13 protein-coding genes are annotated in these 15,822 nt (G+C 72.8%); 9 read left to right on the top strand and 4 right to left on the bottom strand.

Annotated features, from left to right (window positions below; translation table 11 throughout):
• Window positions 1–12 precede the first annotated feature (12 nt).
• Entirely contained in the window at window positions 13–1,515 is a 1,503-nt protein-coding gene (gene trpE / locus M1105_RS10885) for an anthranilate synthase component I (RefSeq protein ID WP_249580486.1), read from the top strand.
• Between the two features lie 49 nt (window positions 1,516–1,564).
• Here the strand turns inward: trpE and M1105_RS10880 are convergent, their stop codons facing one another.
• On the bottom strand, window positions 1,565–3,100 hold the full coding sequence (locus tag M1105_RS10880; protein WP_249580389.1) for a divergent polysaccharide deacetylase family protein: 1,536 nt from the start codon (window positions 3,098–3,100) through the stop codon (window positions 1,565–1,567).
• Window positions 3,101–3,256: 156 nt separating this feature from the next.
• Between M1105_RS10880 and M1105_RS10875 the strand changes: the two genes are divergently transcribed.
• The 6 genes from M1105_RS10875 to lexA all read left to right on the top strand — a co-directional run bounded on the left by M1105_RS10875 (window position 3,257) and on the right by lexA (window position 8,232).
• Window positions 3,257–3,853, top strand: a complete 597-nt coding sequence (locus M1105_RS10875) for an anthranilate synthase component II (RefSeq protein WP_249580388.1) — start codon at window positions 3,257–3,259, stop codon at window positions 3,851–3,853.
• Window positions 3,850–4,875 carry an anthranilate phosphoribosyltransferase gene (trpD, locus tag M1105_RS10870; RefSeq protein WP_249580387.1) on the top strand — a complete coding sequence of 342 codons (1,026 nt, stop codon included), beginning with the start codon at window positions 3,850–3,852 and terminating at the stop codon, window positions 4,873–4,875. Before M1105_RS10875 ends, trpD begins: the two co-directional genes overlap by 4 nt.
• Complete coding sequence (gene trpC / locus M1105_RS10865) at window positions 4,868–5,683, top strand: indole-3-glycerol phosphate synthase TrpC (protein WP_249580386.1); 816 nt, start codon at window positions 4,868–4,870, stop codon at window positions 5,681–5,683. The genes trpD and trpC overlap by 8 nt, the downstream gene beginning before the upstream one ends.
• Window positions 5,680–6,153, top strand: coding sequence for a cyclic pyranopterin monophosphate synthase MoaC (moaC, locus tag M1105_RS10860; RefSeq protein WP_249580385.1), 474 nt, complete (start codon window positions 5,680–5,682; stop codon window positions 6,151–6,153). Before trpC ends, moaC begins: the two co-directional genes overlap by 4 nt.
• Before the next feature lie 11 nt (window positions 6,154–6,164).
• Window positions 6,165–7,355, top strand: a complete 1,191-nt coding sequence (locus tag M1105_RS10855; RefSeq protein ID WP_249580384.1) for a molybdopterin molybdotransferase MoeA — start codon at window positions 6,165–6,167, stop codon at window positions 7,353–7,355.
• A 142-nt stretch (window positions 7,356–7,497) separates the two neighbouring features.
• Window positions 7,498–8,232: a transcriptional repressor LexA gene (gene lexA / locus M1105_RS10850; RefSeq protein WP_249580383.1), complete on the top strand. Its 735-nt coding sequence runs from the start codon at window positions 7,498–7,500 to the stop codon at window positions 8,230–8,232.
• Here lexA and M1105_RS10845 read toward each other — a convergent pair.
• The gene (locus M1105_RS10845; RefSeq protein ID WP_249580382.1) at window positions 8,186–10,765 is read right to left on the bottom strand and encodes a ComEC/Rec2 family competence protein; all 2,580 of its coding nucleotides are present in this window, start codon (window positions 10,763–10,765) and stop codon (window positions 8,186–8,188) included. The two genes, lexA and M1105_RS10845, sit on opposite strands and share 47 nt — an antisense overlap.
• A gap of 113 nt (window positions 10,766–10,878) precedes the next feature.
• On the opposite strand from M1105_RS10845, the gene gltX reads away from it, so the two are divergent.
• Both gltX and gltA read left to right on the top strand, forming a co-directional pair.
• A complete protein-coding gene (gene gltX / locus M1105_RS10840) occupies window positions 10,879–12,306 on the top strand; it encodes a glutamate--tRNA ligase (protein WP_249580381.1) in 1,428 nt (475 codons plus the stop codon).
• An 86-nt stretch (window positions 12,307–12,392) separates the two neighbouring features.
• Window positions 12,393–13,691, top strand: a complete 1,299-nt coding sequence (gene gltA, locus M1105_RS10835) for a citrate synthase (RefSeq protein ID WP_249580380.1) — start codon at window positions 12,393–12,395, stop codon at window positions 13,689–13,691.
• A gap of 62 nt (window positions 13,692–13,753) precedes the next feature.
• Here the strand turns inward: gltA and lpxB are convergent, their stop codons facing one another.
• Entirely contained in the window at window positions 13,754–14,932 is a 1,179-nt protein-coding gene (lpxB, locus tag M1105_RS10830) for a lipid-A-disaccharide synthase (RefSeq protein WP_249580379.1), read from the bottom strand.
• Window positions 14,929–15,822, bottom strand: a complete 894-nt coding sequence (locus M1105_RS20840) for an LpxI family protein (protein WP_249580378.1) — start codon at window positions 15,820–15,822, stop codon at window positions 14,929–14,931. Before M1105_RS20840 ends, lpxB begins: the two co-directional genes overlap by 4 nt.

Here is a 15,822-nt window from a genome sequence, read left to right as displayed (position 1 = left end):
ATGACCGCCGACATGCGCATCCGGCCCGACCGGGCCACGTTTGCCGCGGGCTGGGCGAGGGGCGAGAACCAGATCCTCTGGGCCGAGCTGGTGGCCGACCAGGACACGCCGGTCTCGCTGATGCTCAAGCTCACGGCGGCCCGGCCCATGAGTTTCATGCTGGAATCGGTCACCGGCGGCGAGGTGCGCGGGCGCTATTCGGTGATTGGCTGCGAGCCCGACCTGATCTGGCGCTGCCGGGGGGCGGGCGCCGAGATCAACCGCGATGCGGCGCGGCGCCCGGACGGCTTCGTCCCCGAGCCGCGGCCGACGCTCGCCAGCCTGCGCGCGCTGATCGCCGAAAGCCGGATCGACCTGCCGCGCGAACTGCCGCCGATGGCGGCGGGGCTGTTCGGCTATCTCGGCTACGACATGATCCGCCTCGTCGAGCGGCTGCCCGAGCCGAACCCCGACCCGCTGGGCCTGCCCGACGCGATGATGCTGCGGCCCCGGCTGATCGCGATCGTGGACAACGTCAAGGACATCGTGACGCTGTGCGCCCCGGCCTGGCATGACGAGCGCGATGCCGATGCCGCCTATGACGAGGCCGCGGCGCGGCTCCAGGCGGGGCGCGAGTCGCTGGACCGGCGCGATCTGGGCCACACGCCGGTCACGCCGCTCGAGGCCACGGCGGCGCGGGCGGTGGCGCCGGTTTCGAACACCACCCACGCCGAGTATCTCGAGATGGTCGAGCGCGCGAAGGACTACATCCGCGCGGGCGACATTTTCCAGGTGGTGCCGAGCCAGCGTTGGGCGCTGCCGCTCGAGGTCGAGCCGTTCTCGCTCTATCGCGCGCTGCGGCGGACCAATCCCAGCCCCTACATGTTCTTCTTCAACATGGGCGGCTTCCATATCGCCGGCGCATCGCCCGAGATCCTCGTGCGCGTGCGCGGCGGCAAGGTCACGATCCGCCCGATCGCCGGCACCCGCAAGCGCGGCCGCACGCCCGAGGAGGACGCGGCACTGGAGGCGGAGCTGCTGGCCGACCCCAAGGAGCGGGCCGAGCACCTGATGCTGCTGGACCTCGGCCGCAACGACGTGGGCCGGGTGGCGAAGATCGGCACGGTGGACCCCAACGAGCAGTTCACGGTCGAGCGCTATTCCCACGTCATGCACATCGTCTCGAACGTCGACGGCGACCTGCGCGAGGGGGTGGACGCGATCGACGCGTTGCTGGCGGGGCTGCCGGCGGGGACGGTGTCGGGCGCGCCCAAGATCCGGGCGATGGAGATCATCGACGAGCTCGAGAAGGAAAAGCGCGGCGTCTATGCCGGGGGCGTCGGCTACTTCTCGGCGGCGGGCGAGATGGACACCTGCATCGCGCTGAGGACCGGCGTCATCAAGGACGGCACGCTCTACGTCCAGGCGGGCGGCGGCGTCGTCTTCGACAGCGACCCCGAGGCCGAGTTCCAGGAGACCGTCTCGAAGTCGATGGCCCTGATGCACGCGGCCAGCGTCGCCCGCAGCTTCAACTGAACGCTGTGGAGGGGGCGAGGCGGTGATCGCCGCCGCCCCCGCCGCCGCGTCACCCCCGCGCCCGAAGAACCGCCGAGAGCGGCACGGCACGCACCGCGCCGCCGCGGGCGAGGCTCCATCCCACCAGCGCGCGCAATGCCTCGGCGCTCGCGGGGATCAACACCACCTGCGGGCCGGCGCGGGCGGCGTCCTCGGCCGCGGCGTCGATCTGCTGGGCGAACTGCGTGCGCGTCGCGCGGCGCGCGATGGTGCGATCGGCGGCGGCGAAGGGCACTCCCGCGCGCTTGGCGCCAAGCTCGGCCACCCCGCCCGCCGCGGTGCGGTTCTCGAGATAGCCGAAGCCGTGCTGCGCGAGCAGCGCCATCAGCGCTTCGGTGCCGGCCCCGGCCGAGCCCGATGCTGGGTAGGTCGATACCGCCACGCCCTGCGGCAGCGCGGCGATGAGCGTCAGCGCGCGGGCCGTCGCGGCCTCGGGCGTGAGGTCCGCCTCGAGAGTGGACGACGCCGGGACGCGCCCGCCGAGCGTCTCGGTCGGAAGCTGGACCAGCACCTCGTGGCCGGCGGCGCGCGCGGCCTCGGCAAGCGCGGTGGCGGCCTCGCCGCCCGGCACGATGCCGATCGTCACCTTGAAGGGCAGGCTCGCCAGCATCTCGGGCGTCAGCGCGCCGGGCTCGGCCGCATCGCTCACGACGAAGGCGATGGCGGGCGTGCCGGCGGGGACGACCGCCGCTTCCGCGTTCACGTCGAGCGCCGGTCCGGCGAGGGCAAGGATCGGGAGGTCCACCGCCTCGGCCGCCGCCTGCGTCGGCGCAGGCGCGGGTTCCGTGGCGGCGGGCTCGACCGTGGCGGCGGGCTCGACCGTGGCGGCGGGTTCGACCGTGGCGGCCGGCGCGGGGTCGGCACTCGTCGCGGGCGCGGGCTCGGCCGTGGCGGCCGGCGCGGGCGGAACCTCGGCGGGCGGGGCCGGGGCCCCGGCAGGCGGCGTGGCAGGGGCCTCGCCCAGCAGGGCCGCGAGCTGGTTGCGCGCGTCATCGACCGAAGCCGCCGGCGCCGCGTCGGACGGCGCGGCATCGGCGGGCGCTGCCGCGGGCGGCGCGGATGGAAGAGCACCGCCGGCGACCGAGAGCGGCGCGCCGAAGCCTCCGGCGGCGGCCCCGCCGCCGAGCGCCGGCGGCTGGGCAGGGCTGAGCGATGGCGGCTGGGCGGGCGAGAGGCCCGAACCCGCGCCGCCGATGCTCGCGCCAAGGCCCGAGGAATCGGTGCCGGCAAGGCTCGGCTGGCTCGCGCCCGGGGCGGCGCCACCCGCCGAGGGCCGCGGCACGGCGACGCCTCCCGCCGCGCCGGGCGCCGGCGCGGGCTGGGAGGCTGCGGGCTGGTCGAGCGACCCCGGCAGCGCGGCACCGAGCGTCGCCGGCACCTCGCGCGCGGGCGCGCCCTCGCGGGCCGCATAGGGCGTGCGCTCGGGAACGTCCGTGAGGCCCGAGAACACGATGAAGGCGACGGCGGCCAGCATCACCGCCACCGCGACACCGCCAAGGAACCTGACGATGGCGATCCCCATGCCGCCCCCGCGTCTCGAACCCATCGCTGCCCCCGCTCCACCTGTCTCCGGCGGTCCTGCCGCCATGGCCGCCGCCCGCTTCCCTTGACGCCGGCTTGCCTGTCACGGCATCTATACGCGCAACCCGGCCCGGCGGCCAACAGTGAACCCGGCGTGGCCCGGGCGGGAAGGATCTCCCCGATGCTCCTGCTGATCGACAACTACGACAGTTTCACCTGGAACCTCGTGCACTATTTCGGCGAGCTTGGCGCCGACATGCGGGTCGAACGCAACGACGCACTGAGCGTTCCCGAGGCGCTGGCGCTGAAGCCGCAGGCGATCGTGCTCTCGCCGGGCCCCTGCACGCCGCGCGAGGCGGGGATCTGCGTCGAGCTGATCCGCCACGCCCCGGCCAACCTGCCGATCCTGGGCGTCTGCCTGGGCCACCAGGCGATCGGCGAGGCGTTCGGCGGCGAGGTGGTGCGCTGTCACGAGATCATGCATGGCAAGCTCTCGACCATCACCCACGACGGCACGGGCCTGTTCGAGGGGCTGCCGCAGGGCTTCGAGGTCACGCGCTACCACTCGCTCACCGTGCGGCCGGAGACGCTGCCCGCCTGCCTGGGCGTCACCGCGCGCTCGCAATCGGGCGTCATCATGGGCCTCGCCCATCGCGAGCGGCCGGTGCATGGCGTGCAATTCCACCCCGAATCCATCGCCTCACAGCATGGCCACGCGATGATTGCGAATTTCCTGCGCCTCGCGGGCTTGCCGGTGCGGGAGCGCCGGGCGGCATGAGCGGCGATCTCAAGCCCTACATCGCCGCGGCGACGGGCCGCGCGCTGACCCGCGCCGAGGCCGAGGAGGCGTTCGGCATCATCATGGCGGGCGAGGCCACGCCCGCGCAGATCGCGGGCTTCCTGATGGCCTTGAGGATGCGCGGCGAGGCGGTGGACGAAATCGCGGGCGCCGCCAGCGCGATGCGCGCCCGGGCCGCGAAGGTGAAGGCGCCCGACGGCGCGGTCGATATCGTCGGCACCGGGGGCGACGGCAAGGGGACGCTCAACATCTCGACGGCCGCTGCCTTCGTGGTGGCGGGCGCGGGCGTGCCGGTGGCCAAGCACGGCAACAAGGCGCTGTCGTCGCGCTCGGGCGCCGCGGACGCGCTCACGCAGATGGGCGTCAACGTTATGGTGCCGGCGGCGGTGGCCGAGCGGGCGCTGGCGGCATGCGGCATCTGCTTCATGATGGCGCCGATGCACCACGCGGCGATGCGCCACGTCCAGCCGGTGCGGGTCGAAATGGGCGTGCGCACGATCTTCAACATCCTCGGGCCGCTCACGAACCCTGCGGGGGTTAGGCGCCAGTTGACGGGCGCCTTCTCGCCCGACTGGCTGCGGCCGATGGCCGAGACGCTGAAGGCGCTGGGGTCCGAGGCAGCGTGGCTGGTGCATGGCACCGACGGGACGGATGAGATCTCGATTGCCGGGGCCACGCAGGTGGTGGCGCTGGCGGCGGGAGAGATCACCGCGTTCGAGGTGCACCCGGAGGATGCGGGGCTCGCCCCCCACCCGTTCGAGGCGATCCTGGGAGGCACGCCCGAGGCGAATGCCGAGGCCTTCCGCGCCGTGCTTGGCGGCGTCCACGGCGCCTACCGCGACGCGGTGCTGCTGAATGCCGCTGCCGGACTGGTGGTTGCGGGCCGCGCCGCCAACCTGCGCGAGGGCGCGGGGCTCGCCCGCGAGAGCATCGATTCGGGCGCGGCGATGGCGCGGCTCGACGCGCTGGCCCGCTTCACGCGGGAGGCCACGGATGGCTGACATTCTCGACAGGATCAAGGCCTACAAGCTGGAGGAGGTCGCCGCGCGCAAGCGCGCCCGCCCGCTGGCCGCGGTCGAGGACGCCGCCCGCGCAGCCCCCGCGGTGCGCCCCTTCCGCGCTGCGCTGGCGGCGGCCGAGGCTTCGGGGCGTTACGGCCTGATTGCCGAGATCAAGAAGGCGAGCCCGTCCAAGGGCCTGATCCGCGCCGATTTCGACCCTCCCGCGCTTGCCCGAGCCTACGAGGCGGGGGGCGCCACCTGCCTCAGCGTGCTGACCGACGGGCCAAGCTTCCAGGGGGCGGATGCGTATCTGAGCGCCGCACGCGCTGCGACGAACCTGCCCGCGCTGCGCAAGGATTTCCTCTACGACCCGTGGCAGGTCGCCGAGGCCCGCGCGCTGGGCGCCGACTGCATCCTGATCATCATGGCAAGCGTGTCGGACGCGCAGGCCGCCGAACTCGAGGACGCGGCCTTCGCCTGGGGCATGGACGCGCTGATCGAGGTACACGACCGGTCGGAACTCGACCGCGCGCTGGGGCTGAAATCGGGGCTCGTGGGCGTCAACAACCGCAACCTCAAGACCTTCGAGACGCGGCTCGAGACGACCGAGGAACTGGCGCCGCATGTGCCCGCCGGCCGGCATCTGGTGGCCGAGAGCGGGCTGTTCACCCCCGCCGACCTCGCGCGGCTGGCGCGCGCGGGGGCGCGGAGCTTCCTGATCGGCGAGAGCCTGATGCGACAGGCCGATGTAACGACGGCGACGCGGGCGATCCTCGCCAACCCCCTGCCCCGGGCGGGCGCGGCATGAGCGGCTTCACCCATTTCGACGCCGAGGGCCGCGCGCAGATGGTGGACGTGAGCGAGAAGCCCGCGACCGAGCGTGTGGCGACCGCGAAGGGCCGCGTCGTGATGGCGCCCGAGACGCTCGCCATGATCGTCGAGGGACGGGCCAAGAAGGGCGACGTGCTCGCGGTGGCGCGGCTTGCCGGCATCATGGCGGCCAAGCGCACGGCTGACCTGATCCCGCTCTGCCACCCGCTGATGCTGTCGAAGGTCACGGTGGACCTCGTGCCCCACGCCCCCGACCGGGTCGAGATCGAGGCGACCGTCAAGCTCACCGGCCAGACCGGGGTCGAGATGGAGGCGCTGACCGCCGTCTCGGTCGCGGCGCTGACGGTCTACGACATGGTGAAGGCGGTCGACCGCGGCATGCGGATCGAGGACATCCGCCTCACCCACAAGTCGGGCGGCAAGTCCGGCTCCTTCGACGCATCGTGAGCGGGGGCGGCATGATCCCGGTGGCCGAGGCGCTGGCGCGTCTGCTGGCGCTGGTCGCGCCGCTGCCGGCCGAAGAGGTGGCGTTGGCGGACGCCGCCGGCCGGGTGATGCTGGCCGACGCGGTTGCGACGCGCGACCAGCCACCCTTCGACGCCTCGGCGATGGATGGCTACGCCGTGCGCGCGGCCGAGGCGCGGGCGGGCGCGACGCTGCGGGTGGTGGGCGAGGCTGCCGCGGGGCGCGGCTGGGCGGGCGTCCTGCCCGGGGGCGGTGCGGTGCGCATCTTCACCGGCGCCCCGGTGCCGGCGGGGGCCGACGCAATCCTGATCCAGGAGGACGCGGTGCGCGAGGGCGATCTTGTTCGCGTGGCAACCGCGCCCGGCCCCGGCGAATATGTCCGCCCGCGCGGCATGGACTTCCCGGCGGGATTCCGCCTGCCAGCGCCGCGCAGGCTGGCGCCCCGCGACATCGCGCTGATCGCCGCGATGAACGTGCCCCGCGTGACCGTCGCCCGCCGACCGGTGGTCGCTCTGATCCCGACGGGTGACGAGCTGGTCGAGCCGGGAGAGGTCCCGGGGCCCGACCAGATCGTGAGCTCGAACAATCACGGGCTGGCGGCGATGCTGACTGGCTTGAGCGCGGTGCCCCGGCTCTGCCCGATCGCGTGCGACAACCGCGCGAGCCTCGTGGCGGCGCTGGAAGCCGCGCGCGGGGCGGATTTCATCGTGACGCTCGGCGGGGCATCGGTTGGCGAGCACGATCTCGTGGCAGAGGTCTATGGTGCCGAGGGGCTGTCGCTCGACTTTCTCAAGGTCGCCATGCGGCCGGGCAAGCCCCTGATGGCGGGCCGGATCGGCGGCTCGGTGATGGTGGGGCTGCCGGGCAACCCCGTCTCGGCGATGATCTGCGGCGAGATCTTCCTGCGTCCGGCGCTCGAGAAGGCGATGGGGCTGCCAGGCGGCGCCCGCCCGCGCAGGCTGGGCGTGCTGGACGCGCCGATCGAAGCGAACGGGCCGCGCGAGCACTACATGCGCGCGGTGATGGCCGAAGGCGCGGACGGGGTCGCGCGGCTCTCGACGCTCTCGAGGCAGGATTCGAACCTGCTCGCCACGCTCTCGGAGGCCAACGCGCTGATCGTGCGCCCGCCGCATGTGCCGGCCGCGCAATCGGGCGAGGCGGTGGAGTTCGTCGCGCTCGACTGACCGCGCGGGAAGTTATCCACATATTATCCACAGAGCCGGCAGCATTGACACAAAACATGAACTTTTGTAGAACATAACCGGCGGGCGCTTGTGCAGGCAGGCGCGGCGCCAGATGGCGGGGGAAATTCCGGGGGTAAGGCTGATGCTGACACGAAAGCAGTACGACCTTCTGATGTTCATCCACAACCGGATCCAGCGCGACGGCGTCTCGCCCTCGTTCGACGAGATGAAGGAATCGCTGGACCTTCGATCCAAGTCCGGCATCCACCGGCTGATCACGGCGCTGGAGGAGCGCGGATTCATCCGCCGCCTAGCCCACCGCGCCCGCGCCATCGAGGTCGTGCGCCTGCCCGAGAACGTCGAGGGCCGGCCGGTGCGCGGGAACTTCCGCCCCGCCGTGATCGAGGGCGACCGCGGGCTGCGCGACGAGGCGGCGCGCTTCGAGCACAGCCTCTCGCGGATCGGCGAGACGCACGAGATCGACCCCGACACATCGACCGTGCCCCTGATCGGGCGGATCGCGGCGGGTGTGCCGATCGAGGCGCTGGAACAGGGCGGCACCCGCGTCGGCGTGCCCTCGATGATGCTGAGCCGGGAAGGCGAGCACTACGCGCTCGAGGTCAAGGGCGACTCGATGATCGAGGCGGGCATCCATGACGGCGACATCGTGGTGGTCCGCCGCCAGTCCACCGCCGAGAACGGCGACATCGTGGTGGCACTGATCGAGGACCACGAGGCGACGCTGAAGCGCCTGCGGCGCAAGGGCGGAGCCATCGCCCTCGAGGCCGCGAACCCGGCCTACGGGACGCGCGTCTACCGCACCGACCAGGTCAAGATCCAGGGCCGCATGGTCGGACTGATCCGCACCTATTCCTGACCAGCGAACGCCGGGGCCTGCTCGGGTTTCGGGCGGGCCGGGGACGATCTGCCGTCGCCGGCCCGCGGCATCGGGCACGCGCCGGGCAGGCTGATATCTTCGATTCATTGTGCCCAGCGGCCGGTAAGGACTGGCCAGCCGCCGTATCCCCTTCCGCCTCGGCATCCGAGGGAGCATCCGCGCCTCCCTCCTGTCCGGAGGACGCCCGTCGGCGGTGCCACAGACGCGAGGCGCGGGCCGCGCTTTCCTCGACGCGGATCCCCTCCCCGTCCGGCCAGACGGCAAGAGCCCCCGCGCGCGCAAGTTCGTTCCTGCCATAGAACATGCATCCCCCCACCGGACGGTCGCGCGCCCCGCGGGCAATCAGCACGGTGCGGGGCGCGCAAAGCCGGGCGATCTCGGCTGGCTCGGGCCGCGTGGCGTGCAGGACCTCGAGCCGCCAGCCATTGGTCAGACGGCCCGACGCCGTCCGGCGCGTGCGCCCGAGGCCGGGACGCGCGGCGGCGGTGGCCTGTTCGGCGGCGTCGCCGTCGCGCCGCAGCCAGGTTTCGGCGGCATAGGACTGCCGCTTTGGATGGTCGAGCGCCCGGCTCTCGGGACCGAGGAGCCCGACCAGCGCCCCCCCCGGCGCCACCAGCAGCGGCGGACGCGGCGGCGGGTCGGTGGCCCAGAGCGTGGTCCCGGCCACGAGCGGCGCGAGGCCGGCAAGCCGCCAGCCGCCGCGCCACAGCGCAAGCCAGAGCCCACCCAGAGCGATCAGCGCAAGATGTCCCGCCGCGCCGGCCTGAACGACGCGGTCGGCCCCCGGTTGCCCTGCGGTCCAGTGCGCCACGCGCAGAACCCACTCGATGCCCGCGCCCAGAACCGCGAGCGGCAGCGCCGCGAGGCCGAGCGGCGCGAGCAGCGCGGTCAGCACCGCCGCGGGCGCGATCACGAGCCCCATCGCCGGCACCGCCCCCAGATTGGCGACCAGCCCGTAGGGCGCGAGCCGGTTGAAATGATAGGTCGAGAACGGCGCCGTCGCGAGGCCCGCGACAAGGCTGGTGAAGACCAGCCCCGCAGCCCAGACCAGCGCGGCCCGCGCGAGGCGCCGGGCGCGGGGGACCGCCGCGACGCGGCCGAGGGCCGATTCCAGCGCGCGGGCAAAGTGCAACCGTGGGCCGCCGTCATCCTCCGCCGTCGGGCCCGGCACCCCGTCGTCCCCGGCCGCCGCCAAACGCGCCTCCCCCGACTCGCCGACCTCGGCGGACGGCGCCGAGGCCGCCTGCCCCCACGCCTCGGCCGCCACGGCGAGGCGCTCGCGGCGCGCGCGGACAAGGCGCGACAGCTCCTCGTAGCCCGCGACCAGCCCCAGCGTCGCGGCGAAGCTCATCTGGAAGCCCACGTCGAACAGGCTGACCGGCCGGACCGCCAGCACCACCGCCGCGGCGAGCGCGAGCCCCCGCAGCGAGATCGCCGGGCGGTCGAACAGGATGGCGAGGAAGGCCACCGCCACCATGACGAAGGCACGCTGCGTCGCCACGGTCGCGCCCGAGAGCATCAGATACCCCGCCCCCGCAGCCAGCGCCGCCACGGCGGCGAGCTTCTTGGTGGGCCATCGCAGCGCGACGCACGGCGGAATCGCGAGCGCGAGGCGCGCGGCGGCAAACACCAGCCCGGTCAGCAGCCCCATGTGGAGGCCCGAGATCGCCAGAAGATGCGCGAGGCTCGATATCCTCAGTGCCTCGGCATCGGCCTCGGCGATGCCGACGCGATCACCCAGCATGATCGCCGCGGCGAAGGCCCCGGGGGGACCCGGCAACGCGGCGCGCAGATGTTCCGAGAGGTCGAAACGAACCGCGGCGAGCCAGAGGCGGAGCCGATCGGCCACGCCGCCAGCGTCGCCGCGCACCGCCTCGTCCGGCGGCACGCACAGGACGGGGTTGCGGGTGTAGCCGACCGCGCCGATCCCCTCGAAGAAGGCCCGCTCGCCGAAGTCGAAGGCACCGGGCTCGACCGGATCGCCCGGGGGCAGCAGCGTCGCGTGGAGGCGCACGGTCTCGCCCGGCCGCGGGGCGGTCGCGAAATCGGTGCCCAGCAGTGCCACGCGCACCCGGCGCGGCGTCGCCTCGGGCTCGACGCCGAACAGCGTCACGCGGTCGACGAGGAGCCTCGGCGCCTCGGAGGCCGAGCGGTCGAGCGCGAGCACCCTGCCCTCGATGGTGAGCCCGGCGGGGCGCTCGACGACCGGCGCGGCGATCCGGTGGGCGGCGCCCAGCGCCAGCGCGTAGCCCGCGGCGAACGCGAGCGCGGCCAGCACCACCGCTCGGGGCAGAAGGCGGCCGCGGATCGCCGGCAGCGCCGCCGCTGCCGCGGGGAGGAGCGCCAGCGCCGCCGTCCACGCGGGCGGCTCGGAGGGCAAGGCGAAATAGACCCAGATGCCGCCACCCATAAGGACCGGGAACCACAGCCCGGCGCGGCGCATCTCGACCGCCAGCGCCGCGCCCCAATCGATGCGCCCGCCGATGCGGCGCCAGAGAGCGACCTTGCCCACGCGACCCGCCTGCCCCATAACACCCGCGCCAGCCGAGGCGGCCGCGCCCAGCGTCCATCTCGCACCGGCCGCGTTAACCGAACCTTAAGCACGCCCTGAGATCCGAGAGCCCCATGCCCGCCGAGACCGCATCCGCCGCCCCAGTCGTCACCCGCTTCGCGCCCTCGCCGACGGGGTTCCTGCACATCGGCGGCGCGCGCACGGCGCTGTTCAACTGGCTGTTCGCGCGCCACCATGGCGGGCGCTTCCTGCTGAGGATCGAGGACACCGACCGCGCCCGCTCGACGCCCGAGGCGACCGAGGCGATCTTCGAAGGGCTGCGCTGGCTGGGCCTCGACTGGGACGGCGAGGCACTGAGCCAGTTCAGCCGCGTCGCGCGCCACGCCGAGGTCGCGCACGAAATGCTGGCCCGGGGCGCCGCCTACAAGTGCTTCGCCACGAAGGAGGAGATCGACGCCTTCCGCGAGGCGGCGAAGGGGGCCGGGCGACCGCCGCTGTTCCTTTCGCCCTGGCGCGACGCCGACCCCGCGACCCACCCCGACGCCCCTTACGTGATCCGGCTGAAGGCGCCGCGCGAAGGGCAGGTAACCGTCGAGGACAAGGTTCAGGGCACGGTGACCTGGGCCGCCGACCAGATGGACGACCTGATCCTGCTGCGCTCGGACGGCACGCCTGTCTACATGCTGGCCGTCGTGGTCGACGACCACGACATGGGCGTCACCCACATCATCCGTGGCGACGACCACCTGACGAACGCCGCGCGCCAGAGCCTGATCTACCGCGCCATGGGCTGGGAGATTCCGGTCTTCGCCCACATCCCGCTGATCCACGGGCCGGACGGGGCGAAGTTGTCGAAGCGGCACGGCGCGTTGGGGGTCGAGGCCTATCGCGACATGGGCTACCTGCCCGAGGCGATGCGCAACTACCTCGCCCGGCTCGGCTGGAGCCATGGCGATGATGAGTTCTTCAGCACCGAGCAGGCGATCGAGTGGTTCAACCTCGAATCGATCGGCCGCAGCCCGGCGCGGTTCGACTTCGTAAAGCTCGAGAACCTCAACGGCCAGCACATCCGCGCGATGGAGGACGACGCGCTGATGGCCGAGCTGATCAATTATTGTGCGGCGCAAAACATCGTGATCGACGCGCAGCGGCGCGCGGCGCTGCGCCAAGCCCTGCCCGGTTTGAAGGAGCGAGCGCGGATGCTGCCGCAACTCCTTGACCTCGCATACTACATCCTCGCCGACCGCCCCCTTGCGCCGGACCCGAAGGCGGCCGCGCTGATGGACGCGGATGCCTGTGCGACACTCGCTCGTTTGACGCCGCACCTGCAAAATGCTAGCGACTGGACCGCAGGAAAACTGGAAGAAATCGTCCGCTCGTTTGCCGAGGGCGAAGGTCTCAAGCTCGGCAAGGTCGCGCAACCGCTGAGAGCCGCTCTCACTGGACGCGCGGTCAGTCCCGGGGTCTTCGACGTGATGGAGACGCTGGGCAAGGCCGAAAGTCTGGCGCGCCTGGGAGATGCAGCGCCTGCTCCGGCCTGACGGCCGTCTGCCCGCCTGCACGAGAAAACGCGGCACGGGGTCGACACGCAAGCGGCCCCGGCCCCCAGAAAAAGAGGGTCGATACCATGGCAGTCGCATCCAGCCGCACCGCAACGCTCACGCTCGATGGCAAGTCGATCGAGCTGCCGGTCTACGACGCGGTGCACGGGCCCTCGGTGATCGACATCCGAAAGCTCTACTCGGACATGGATGTCTTCACCTACGACCCCGGCTTCACCTCGACGGCGAGCTGCGAGTCGACCATCACCTTCATCGACGGCGACAAGGGCGAGCTGCTCTACCGCGGCTACCCGATCGACCAGCTGGCCGAGAAGAGCCACTTCCTCGAGGTCTGCTACCTGCTGATGTTCGGCGAGCTGCCGAATGCCGCGCAGCTCGAGGACTTCGAGGGGCGGGTGACCAAGCACACCATGCTGCACGAGCAGATGGTGAACTTCTTCCGCGGCTTCCGGCGTGACGCGCACCCGATGGCCGTGATGTGCGGCGTCGTCGGCGCGATGTCGGCCTTCTACCACGACTCGACCGACATCACCGACGCCTGGCAGCGCGAGGTTGCGCAGATCCGGCTGGTCGCCAAGATGCCGACGATCGCGGCCTGGGCCTACAAGTACTCGGTCGGTCAGCCCTTCATCTACCCGCGCAACGACCTCGATTACGCCTCGAACTTCCTGCACATGTGCTTCGCCACGCCCTGCGAGGAATACGTGGTCGACCCGATCCTCGCGCGCGCGATGGACCGGATCATGACGCTGCATGCCGACCACGAGCAGAACGCCTCGACATCGACGGTGCGGCTGGCGGGGTCGAGCCATGCGAACCCCTTCGCCTGCATCGCAGCGGGCGTCGCCAGCCTGTGGGGGCCGGCGCATGGCGGCGCGAACCAGGCCTGCCTCGAGATGCTGCGCGAGATCGGCTCGCCCGACCGCGTGGACGAGTATGTCGAGAAGGCGCAGGACAAGAACGACAGCTTCCGCCTGATGGGCTTCGGCCACCGCGTCTACAAGAACTACGATCCGCGCGCCAAGGTGATGCAGGAGACGGCGAAGGAGGTTCTCGACCTGCTCGGCGTCAAGGACAACCCGATCCTGCAGACCGCGCAGGCGCTGGAGAAGCGGGCGCTCGAGGACGACTACTTCATCTCGAAGAAGCTCTATCCGAACGTCGATTTCTACTCGGGCATCATCCTCGAGGCGATGGGCTTCCCGACCGCGATGTTCACGCCGATCTTCGCGCTCTCGCGCACCGTGGGCTGGATCGCGCAGTGGAAGGAGATGATCGAGGACCCGGTGCAGAAGATCGGCCGGCCGCGTCAGCTCTACACCGGCGCCGCGATGCGCGACTATATCGACATCGAGAAGCGCTGAGCGACCGGCGCGGTGAAACAGGGGCGCGGACAGCAAGGGCTGCCCGCGCCCTTTTGGCGTTCTCAGGCGGGCTGCGCCGCGCGACGGTCGAGCACGCGGAGCACCGAGCGCGCGGCGCGCCGCGAGGGCGCCTCGCCGCCCCGGCCGAGCGCCCCGAGCGCCGCGTCGGCCGCGGCAATCTGGGCCGCGCGCTCAGACGTGTCCGTCAGGAGCCGCGAGACGGCGCGGGCGAGGGCATCGGGCGTCGCCGCCTCCTGGTAGAACTCGGGCACCGCGCGGGTGCCCGAGGCAAGGTTGACGAGGTTCGCGGTCTGGACCCGCAGCAGCCGGCGCACGATCATCGCGGTCACGGGGGCAGCCCTGTAGGCCGCGACATGGGGCGTCCCGCCCGCCGCCATCTCGAGTGTCACCGTCCCCGAGGCCACGAGCCCCGCGTCCGCCGCGGCGAAGGCGAGGCGTTTCTCGGCCTCGCCCATCTCGGGCATCACGAACACGGGCGCGAGGGCCGCGAGGCCCCGCGTTACCGCGTCCGCCACCGTCTCGGCCACCGGGACGACGAGGCGCAGGCCGGCATGCAGCGGCGTCAGGCGCCGGGCGGTCTCGGCGAACACCGGCAGGATGCGCGAGACCTCGCCGCGCCGCGAGCCGGGGGCGATCAGCAGCAGAGGCGCCTCGGCCGCGATGCCGTGACGCGCGCGGAAGGCGGCGCGTTCGGCTTCGGTGACCGGCGGGCGCTCGGCGATCGGGTGCCCCACGAAGTCGCAGGTCATGCCCACGGCCTCCATGTAGGGCGGCTCGAAGGGCAAGAGCGCAAGGACATGGTCGACATATCGCGCCATCTTCGCCGCCCGCCCCGGCCGCCACGCCCAGACCGAGGGGGCGACGTAGTGGATGGTCGGGATCGCGGGGGCGGCAGCGCGCACGCGCCGGGCCACCCGCAGCCCGAAGCTTGGGCTGTCGATGGTGACCAGCGCATCGGGGCGCGTCGCCAGCACATCGCCCGTCACCTGGCCCAGGCGGCGCAGGATGGCGGGCAGGCGCGGCAGGACCTCGGTCAGGCCCATGACCGAGAGTTCGGCGATGTCGAAGAGCGGCACGAGCCCCGCGGCCTGCATCTCGCGCCCGCCCAGGCCCGCGAAGCGGATGCCGGGCCGCTCGGCCATCAGCGCCCGCATCAGCGCGGCCCCCAGCCGGTCGCCCGAGGGCTCACCGGCGACGAGGTAGATCAGCGGGCCGCTCATTGCCCGCGCTCCAGCTCGTCCGCCCGCGCGCCGTGGACGAACAGGCCCAGCCGGTCCGCGGCTTCGCGGGTGGTGGCGGCGTCGATGAGCTGCGTCTCGCCCGCCGCCGCGACGATGCCGCGCAGACCCGCGCGCGCCGCGGCCTCGACCGTCGCGGGGCCGATGGCGGGCAGGTCGAACCGGCGGTCCTGCCCCGGCTTCGGCCCCTTGTAGAGCACGCCCGACGGCGGCGGCGCGGCATTGCGGCGCTCGGGTGGCAGGGCGGCGACGCGGGCGAGCATGAGGTCCGTGCCCTCGATCGCTTCCACCGCGAGGCACAGGCCCCGCGCGACCACCGCCCCCTGCCCCACGTCGAGCGGGCCCAGCGCGCGGACGATGGCGGCGGCGCGCGCGGCGTCGGCAAGATCGTCGGGTGAAGGCGCATTCCGGCCGAGCGGGCCCGGGGGAAGCGTCAGCGCCTCGCCCAGTACCTCGGCGGGCGAGATCAGCCTGAGGCCGCGCGCCTCGAACACCGCCCCGAAGCCGCGCAGCATGGCGTCGTCGCCCTGCGCCATCAGCCGCAGCGCCCGGCCGAGGAGTCCGAGCGCCGTCCAATCCGCCCGCCACGGCCTGAGCCGCGGCCGGTTCATCGCGCCGGCGAAGACCACCGCCTCGACCCCCGCGCGCCGCAGCGCAGCAAACAGCCGCCCCGCGCGCTCGAATTCATGGCACTGGTGGGGGTGGTCGCGCATCCACGGCTCGTCGCAACCCGGAAAGACGACGAGGAAGTAGGGCAAGCCCGCCTCGGCGCGCGCCTCGGCCAGCCGGCGCGGCAGTTCGCCGCTGCCCGCAACGATGGCGAGGCAACCGGGCGGGCCGCCGCGCGCCCCTGCCCCGGCCGCGCCCGTCAC

It is taken from the genome of Thermohalobaculum sediminis (genome assembly GCF_023487995.1).
In the GTDB taxonomy this organism is placed as follows: Bacteria; Pseudomonadota; Alphaproteobacteria; order Rhodobacterales; family Rhodobacteraceae; genus Thermohalobaculum; species Thermohalobaculum sediminis.
The sequence above is the reverse complement of the archived record's forward strand: the minus strand, read 5'-3'. Positions and strand labels throughout refer to the sequence as shown.